General features: G+C 44.6%; 5 protein-coding genes and 1 pseudogene. 5 read left to right on the forward strand and 1 reads right to left on the reverse strand.

The genetic code is table 11. The annotated features are described in order from the left end of the window. Nucleotides 1-264 precede the first annotated feature (264 nt). Nucleotides 265-903 carry an iron-sulfur cluster biosynthesis transcriptional regulator SufR gene (gene sufR, locus PX636_RS08005; protein ID WP_012265479.1) on the reverse strand — a complete coding sequence of 213 codons (639 nt, stop codon included), beginning with the start codon at nt 901-903 and terminating at the stop codon, nt 265-267. Nucleotides 904-1,126: 223 nt separating this feature from the next. Between sufR and sufB the strand changes: the two genes are divergently transcribed. The 5 genes and pseudogenes from sufB to PX636_RS08030 all read left to right on the forward strand — a co-directional run. Beyond that, on the forward strand, nt 1,127-2,569 hold the full coding sequence (gene sufB / locus PX636_RS08010; RefSeq protein WP_002783201.1) for a Fe-S cluster assembly protein SufB: 1,443 nt from the start codon (nt 1,127-1,129) through the stop codon (nt 2,567-2,569). 197 nt (nt 2,570-2,766) lie between these two features. After that, entirely contained in the window at nt 2,767-3,537 is a 771-nt protein-coding gene (gene sufC / locus PX636_RS08015; protein WP_288116690.1) for a Fe-S cluster assembly ATPase SufC, read from the forward strand. 207 nt (nt 3,538-3,744) lie between these two features. Next, a complete protein-coding gene (gene sufD / locus PX636_RS08020) occupies nt 3,745-5,070 on the forward strand; it encodes a Fe-S cluster assembly protein SufD (protein WP_288116691.1) in 1,326 nt (441 codons plus the stop codon). A gap of 55 nt (nt 5,071-5,125) precedes the next feature. Beyond that, nucleotides 5,126-6,388 (forward strand): SufS family cysteine desulfurase, encoded by a 1,263-nt coding sequence (locus PX636_RS08025; RefSeq protein WP_288116692.1) that lies wholly within the window; start codon nt 5,126-5,128, stop codon nt 6,386-6,388. A 34-nt stretch (nt 6,389-6,422) separates the two neighbouring features. Then, nucleotides 6,423-6,699, forward strand: a pseudogene (locus PX636_RS08030) (RluA family pseudouridine synthase); the annotation flags it as partial.

Below are 6,699 nucleotides of genomic sequence, written 5' to 3' on the forward strand. Positions count from 1 at the left end.
GTCTCTGTGGTTCCTTCCACTCCCTCGCCAGCAGGACTGTATCTTAGAATACATTTTACCCACCAAATCCAAGAGAGCCAAACCAGTTCATCTTAGGAAATAATTATCTATATGTCAAGCTTTTTAGGCACTAATTTGTAGACAACTGGCTCTCCGATGACTATTTTCTTATAGCAGTTGTCTTAATGGCAAGGTAGGAAATCTCTGGTTTTAGGGAACGCCGGAACAGCAGCTGGTAGTCTAGAGATAACTAATCTTTCTCTGTCATCCCTTGCACTTAATTAGATAACCACATCGTTGCTCACCTTGATTGATCCAGTGAGTCCGTTCGATCGTACAATCGGGAAGCAGCATCGCAAACATTTCTAATTCATGGCCACAGATACTGGGATAAGAACCAGCCACCTCAGCAATAGCGCAATGATGCTCGGCCAGGACATAACTATTTTCTGCTTCCAGTGCCACTAATTCTGCCATATAACCCTCCTCTTGGCGAATTTCCAGCAATTTTCTCATTCTTTCCCCTAAAGACCCCTTCCCGAGGCGCAATTGATATTCTGCCGCTTTGCGTTGCCACTGTTTTTTGAGAATTTCCCCCACCTGTTGCTCTCCCACCGTCTCCACGAGAGTATTGAGGAAAGAAACGGCGAAATTATCGTAATTATGGGGAAAACGGCCACGACCTTGACGACTGAGACGATAAATGTGCTGGGGCCGTCCTATCTTATTTTGTACGGCAAAATATTCTATCAGTCCTTCCTCCTCCAAATCCTTAAGATGGCGGCGCGTCGCTTGCGGACTAATACTTAACTCCTCAGCCAAGTCTTGGGCGGTAGATTGACCGTTTTTGAGCAAATATTGCAGAATATCGTCTTTCGTCGAGGCGGGTTGAGTCGTGGTCATGATACCAAAAACAGAGGCTTTAGCGTACAATTGCTGAGGGTCAAGGAGCGGCCAATTACCCCTACAGAGTAACCTGAATAACAGAGGTTTACCAGCATCCTCTGAAATTTTCCGTGACTTTGACAACAGCTTTGTTGTTAATCTATTATATAATCAATTTAAACAACTTTATTGTTGTTTAACTGCCGCCCCTGCCTACCGCGTAGAGAGAACACTAACCCCCATGAGTGCAACCACCGTTAAAAATCTCGTTAACCAACCCTACAAGTACGGTTTCATCACCGATATCGAATCGGAAACCATCCCCCGCGGTTTAAATGAGGAGATTATTCGCCTAATTTCAGCGAAAAAGAAGGAACCGGAATTCATGCTCGATTTTCGTCTCCGGGCCTACCATCAATGGCAAAAGATGACCGAACCCAGTTGGCCGCACGTTTCCTATCCTGCCATTGATTATCAAAATATTATCTACTACTCTGCACCCAAACAGAAAAAAGAAAAACTCAACAGTCTGGAAGAAGTTGACCCCACTTTAATCGAAACCTTTGAAAAATTAGGCATTCCCCTTTCGGAACAAAAACGCCTGTCTAACGTGGCCGTCGATGCTATCTTTGACAGCGTTTCTATCGCCACAACTTTTAAAGAAAAACTAGCAGAACAGGGGGTTATCTTCTGTTCTATTTCGGAAGCTTTACAGGAACATCCCGACTTAGTGCAGAAATATCTCGGCAGTGTAGTCCCCGTGGGTGATAATTATTTTGCCGCTCTTAATTCGGCCGTTTTTAGCGATGGTTCCTTTGTTTTTATACCCAAAGGTGTCGTCTGTCCGATGGAATTGTCCACCTATTTTCGGATTAATAACGGTGAGACGGGACAATTTGAAAGAACTTTAATTGTCGCTGAGGAAGGGGCATCGGTAAGTTATTTAGAAGGTTGCACTGCTCCGATGTACGATAGTAATCAACTTCATGCCGCCGTCGTGGAATTAGTCGCCCTCGATAATGCGGATATTAAATATTCGACGGTACAAAATTGGTACGCTGGCGATGCCAATGGGAAGGGAGGTATTTACAATTTCGTCACTAAACGGGGTCTGTGTAAAGGAGTTAATTCTAAGATTTCTTGGACGCAGGTGGAAACTGGTTCGGCAATTACTTGGAAGTATCCCAGTTGTGTCTTAGTCGGCGATAATTCCGTCGGGGAATTCTACTCAATTGCCCTAACTAATAACAAACAACAGGCCGATACAGGTACGAAAATGATTCACATTGGCCGCAACACCAAGAGTACGATTATTTCTAAGGGAATTTCTGCGGGTAACTCCCAAAATAGTTATCGCGGTTTAGTGAAAATGGGACCGAAAGCCAAGGGAGCAAGAAATTACTCCCAGTGTGATTCTATGCTGATTGGAGATAATGCTGAAGCTAACACCTTTCCCTATATTCAGGTGGATAACAACAGTGCTAAAGTAGAACACGAAGCTTCTACTTCTAAAATCGGTGAAGACCAATTATTCTACTTCGCACAACGGGGTATTTCCGAAGAAGATGCTGTCTCTATGTTAGTCAGTGGTTTCTGTAAGGATGTCCTCAGTAAATTACCGATGGAATTCGCCGCTGAAGCTGATAAACTCCTCAGTCTCAAGCTAGAAGGAACCGTCGGATAATCAGTAAAGTAGTAAAGTAGGGTGGGTTAGGCGATAGCCGTAACCCACCAAAAGCTAAGTTAGGCGATAGCCGTAACCCACCAAAAGCTAAGTTAGGCGATAGCCGTAACCCACCAAAAGCTAAGACAATTTATCCATCAATTGATGATTCGCCGTCAACCTCAAAAACTAATATTTTTGTTCTAGAAAAACATCTCATGAGTGAAGTAATTTTATCGGTAAACAATCTGACCGCTAGTATTGATGGAAACCAGATTCTTAAAGGAGTTAACCTCGAAATTAAAGCAGGGGAAACCCACGCAATTATGGGGCGCAATGGCTCAGGAAAAAGCACCTTTTCCAAAGTAATCGCTGGACATCCCGATTATGAAGTAACTGGGGGAGAAATAATTTATAAAGGTGAAAATCTTTTAGACAAAGAACCCGATGAACGAGCGCTTATGGGTATCTTTCTCGCTTTCCAATATCCCCTAGAAATCCCCGGCGTTAGTAACCTCGATTTTCTTCGCGTTGCCTATAATGCCCGACAAAAATATTTAGGCTCGGAAGAATTAGATAGTTTTGACTTTGAGGAATTAGTCGAGAAAAAACTAGAAGTTGTTCAGATGAATCCTAGCTTTCTTGGCAGAAGTTTAAACGAAGGTTTCTCCGGTGGCGAGAAAAAACGTAATGAAATCCTCCAAATGGCCTTATTAGAACCTACTTTAGGAATTCTCGATGAAATTGACTCCGGTTTAGACATCGATGCTTTGCGAATTGTTGCCCAGGGAGTCAATCACTTAGCTACCCCCGATAACGCTTTTTTACTTATCACTCACTATCAGCGTCTGCTCAACTACATTGAACCCGATGTTATTCATGTTATGTACGATGGGCGCATTGTCACCAGTGGCGGTAAAGAATTAGCCCTCGAATTAGAAAGAACTGGCTACGATTTCCTCGATGAACAATTATTAGCCGTTAAGTAATCTAGCTATCAGTTATCAGTAGTCTGGGGAGTCAGGAGTCAGGAGGCAGGAGTCAGGAGATTATTTTTACTTATTCTCCCCACACCCCACACCCTACACCCCACACCCTACACCCCACACCCTACACCCTACACCCCACACCCTACACCCTACACCCCACACCCTACACCCCACACCCCACACCCTACACCCCACACCCTCCTACCAATGACAGCCATAATCACGAAACCTGAACAATCAGGAGAATTATTGTTAAAATTGTCGCGAGAAACGGTTCCCACTGTCGATAACAGTAAAATTCTCGAATTAAGAGAATCGGGAGCCAGTAAAGCTCACGAATTAGCCATCCCTGGCAGAAAAGACGAAGAATGGCAATTCACCGATTTAAGTCAACTCTGGGCGATCGATTTTCGCGCTCCCCAAACCGTTACAATCGATAAAAATGCCCTCGCTACCTTTTTGCTGCCCGAAGCCAAAAACAGCCGTATAGTCTTCGTTAACGGCATTTATCAGCCTGAATTGTCCGATATCTCCGCTTTACCCCCTGGTGTCAGCGTCAGCAATCTTGCCAATGCACAAAAAGATGTTCTTGTCAACTATCTAGGGAAAGAAAAAACCCCCGAATTTTTTACCGCACTCAACCAAGCTGGACTAAGCGATGGGGCAGTAATTCACGTCACCGCTAACACCGTCGTCACAACTCCCATACATCTCCTATTTATCACCGTTGTGGAGGAAATTCCCCGCTTTTATCAGCCCCATAGCCTAATCGTGGCGGAAACGGGAGCCAGTGTCAATATTATCGAGAATTACGGGGCTTTAGCCGAACATTGCTCCGATTTACCTGTAAATTACTCTTATTTCACCAACGCTGTCACGGAAATTTACCTCGAAGCCAACGCCGAGGTCATCCATACCAGAGTACAACGGGAATCGGGAGATGGTTTTCACATCGGACGCACGATAATTGAACAAGGGCGCGATAGCCGTTACACTCTCAACGAGATAAATCTAGGAGCTAAACTCTGCCGTCATAACCTCGATATCCTGCAAAAAGGAGAACAAACCGAGACAAATCTGCACGGATTAGCCATGATTACCGGACAACAAACCGCCGATACCCACAGCGCCATCTATCTCAACCATCCCCACGGCATCGCCAACCAACTGCATAAATGTATCGTTGATGGTAGCGCTCACGCCATCTTTAATGGTAAAGTGTTTGTTCCCAAACCCGCCCAATTAACCAACGCCTCCCAGTTAAATCGGAATTTGTTAATTTCTAACAAGGCACGAGTCAACACCAAACCCGAATTACAAATTACCGCCGATAACGTCAAATGTTCCCACGGGGCAACCGTTAGCCAACTGGAAGCCGATGATTTATTCTATCTGCAAAGCCGGGGCTTAAGCACCGACACCGCCCGCAGTTTGTTAATTGATGCTTTCTCGGCCGAGATTTTAGCTAAAATTCCTCTAGAATCCCTCCGCCAAAGATTGGGGCAATGCGTCGCCTGTCGCAGTGTGGAATAACTCTACCGGGGTGGGTGTCAACCTGCCCAAAGTACCCCTCTGACTCCTGACTAAAATGACAATTATCCAAGAAAAAACCCTCGCCCAAAAAGTCCGCGCCGATTTCCCTATCCTCCATCAAACCGTACACGATAAACCCCTTATCTATCTCGATAGTGCCGCCACTTCCCAAAAACCCATTCAAGTATTAGAAACCCTGCGAAACTATTACGAAAAAGATAACGCTAATGTGCATCGGGGGGCGCATACTTTAAGTGTCCGGGCAACGGAAGCCTACGAAGGAGCCAGAGATAAGGTGGCTAGGTTTATTAATGCCGCTTCTCGTCAGGAAATTGTCTATACTCGCAACGCCACGGAAGCGATTAATTTAGTCGCCTACAGTTGGGCGTTAAATACCCTGAAAGCAGGGGATGAAATTATTCTCTCGGTCATGGAACACCACAGTAATTTAATCCCCTGGCAAATTGTCTGCCAAAAGACGGGGGCAGTGATTAAATATGTGCCATTAACCAGCGAAGAAAGCTTTGATTTAGAACAATATAAATCTTTGTTATCTGACAAAACTAAATTAGTTGCTGTCCTTCATGTTTCTAATACATTAGGCTGTATTAATCCCGTTGCCGAAATAGTCAGCCTTGCCCATCAAGTCGGTGCGAAAGTATTAATTGATGCCTGTCAAAGTGTCCCCCATTTAGCCATTGATGTGCAGGCCATAGATTGTGATTGGTTGGTGGCTAGTGGTCATAAAATGTGCGCCCCCACCGGTATTGGATTTTTGTACGGCAAAGAGGCTATTTTAGAGGCAATGCCGCCCTTTTTTGGTGGTGGCGAAATGATTGCGGAAGTCTATTTAGACCATTTTACCTGTGCCGAACTGCCCCACAAATTTGAAGCTGGAACCCCCGCTATTGGCGAAGCGATTGCCCTCGGTGCTGCGGTAGAATATTTAAGGGGTTTAGGGATGGATAATATTCATGCCTACGAAGAAGAATTAACCGCCCATTTGTTCAAAAAATTAGGAGAAATTGAGGGTTTAAGAATTTACGGGCCGCCACCTAGTTTAACAGGCCAAGGTCGGGCTAGTTTAGCCGCCTTTAATGTGGAAGGGATTCATGCTAGTGATTTAGCCACTTTATTAGACCAGGAAGGAATCGCTATTCGCTCCGGTCATCACTGTACCCAACCTCTACACCGCTTTTTTGATGCTTCCGGCAGCGCGCGGGCAAGTCTATATTTTTATAATACCCGAGAAGAAATCGATCGCTTTATTGTCGCTTTACAGGAAACTATTGATTTCTTTGCCAATTGTTTTTCTTAGGGGTATCTCTGGCCCCTTTTCCTGTTCTTAAATAGTGAAGGAAGTTACTTATTATTATCAAGGAATTTGTCCCGAAACGGGCGAGTTATTGCGCTTGCCCCGCACTCTTTTGGCTGAAAAAATTGCCCAAGATTTGATGACAACTATCACCAATCCTGAAGGTAAAATGTATGGAATTTTGTTAGGAGAAAATGCTGCTGGCGAAATAGAAGTTTTAAAAGCTTTTTCTGGACAGGGAGAAGCTGCTGGCTGGGTTCCGTCCCTAGTGGGGAGAGAAAAAATTATTCGGGAGGAAGAGCGAGTTTTACAAC

This window comes from Microcystis sp. M53598_WE2 (assembly GCF_030067735.1).
Classification (GTDB): Bacteria; Cyanobacteriota; Cyanobacteriia; order Cyanobacteriales; family Microcystaceae; genus Microcystis; species Microcystis aeruginosa.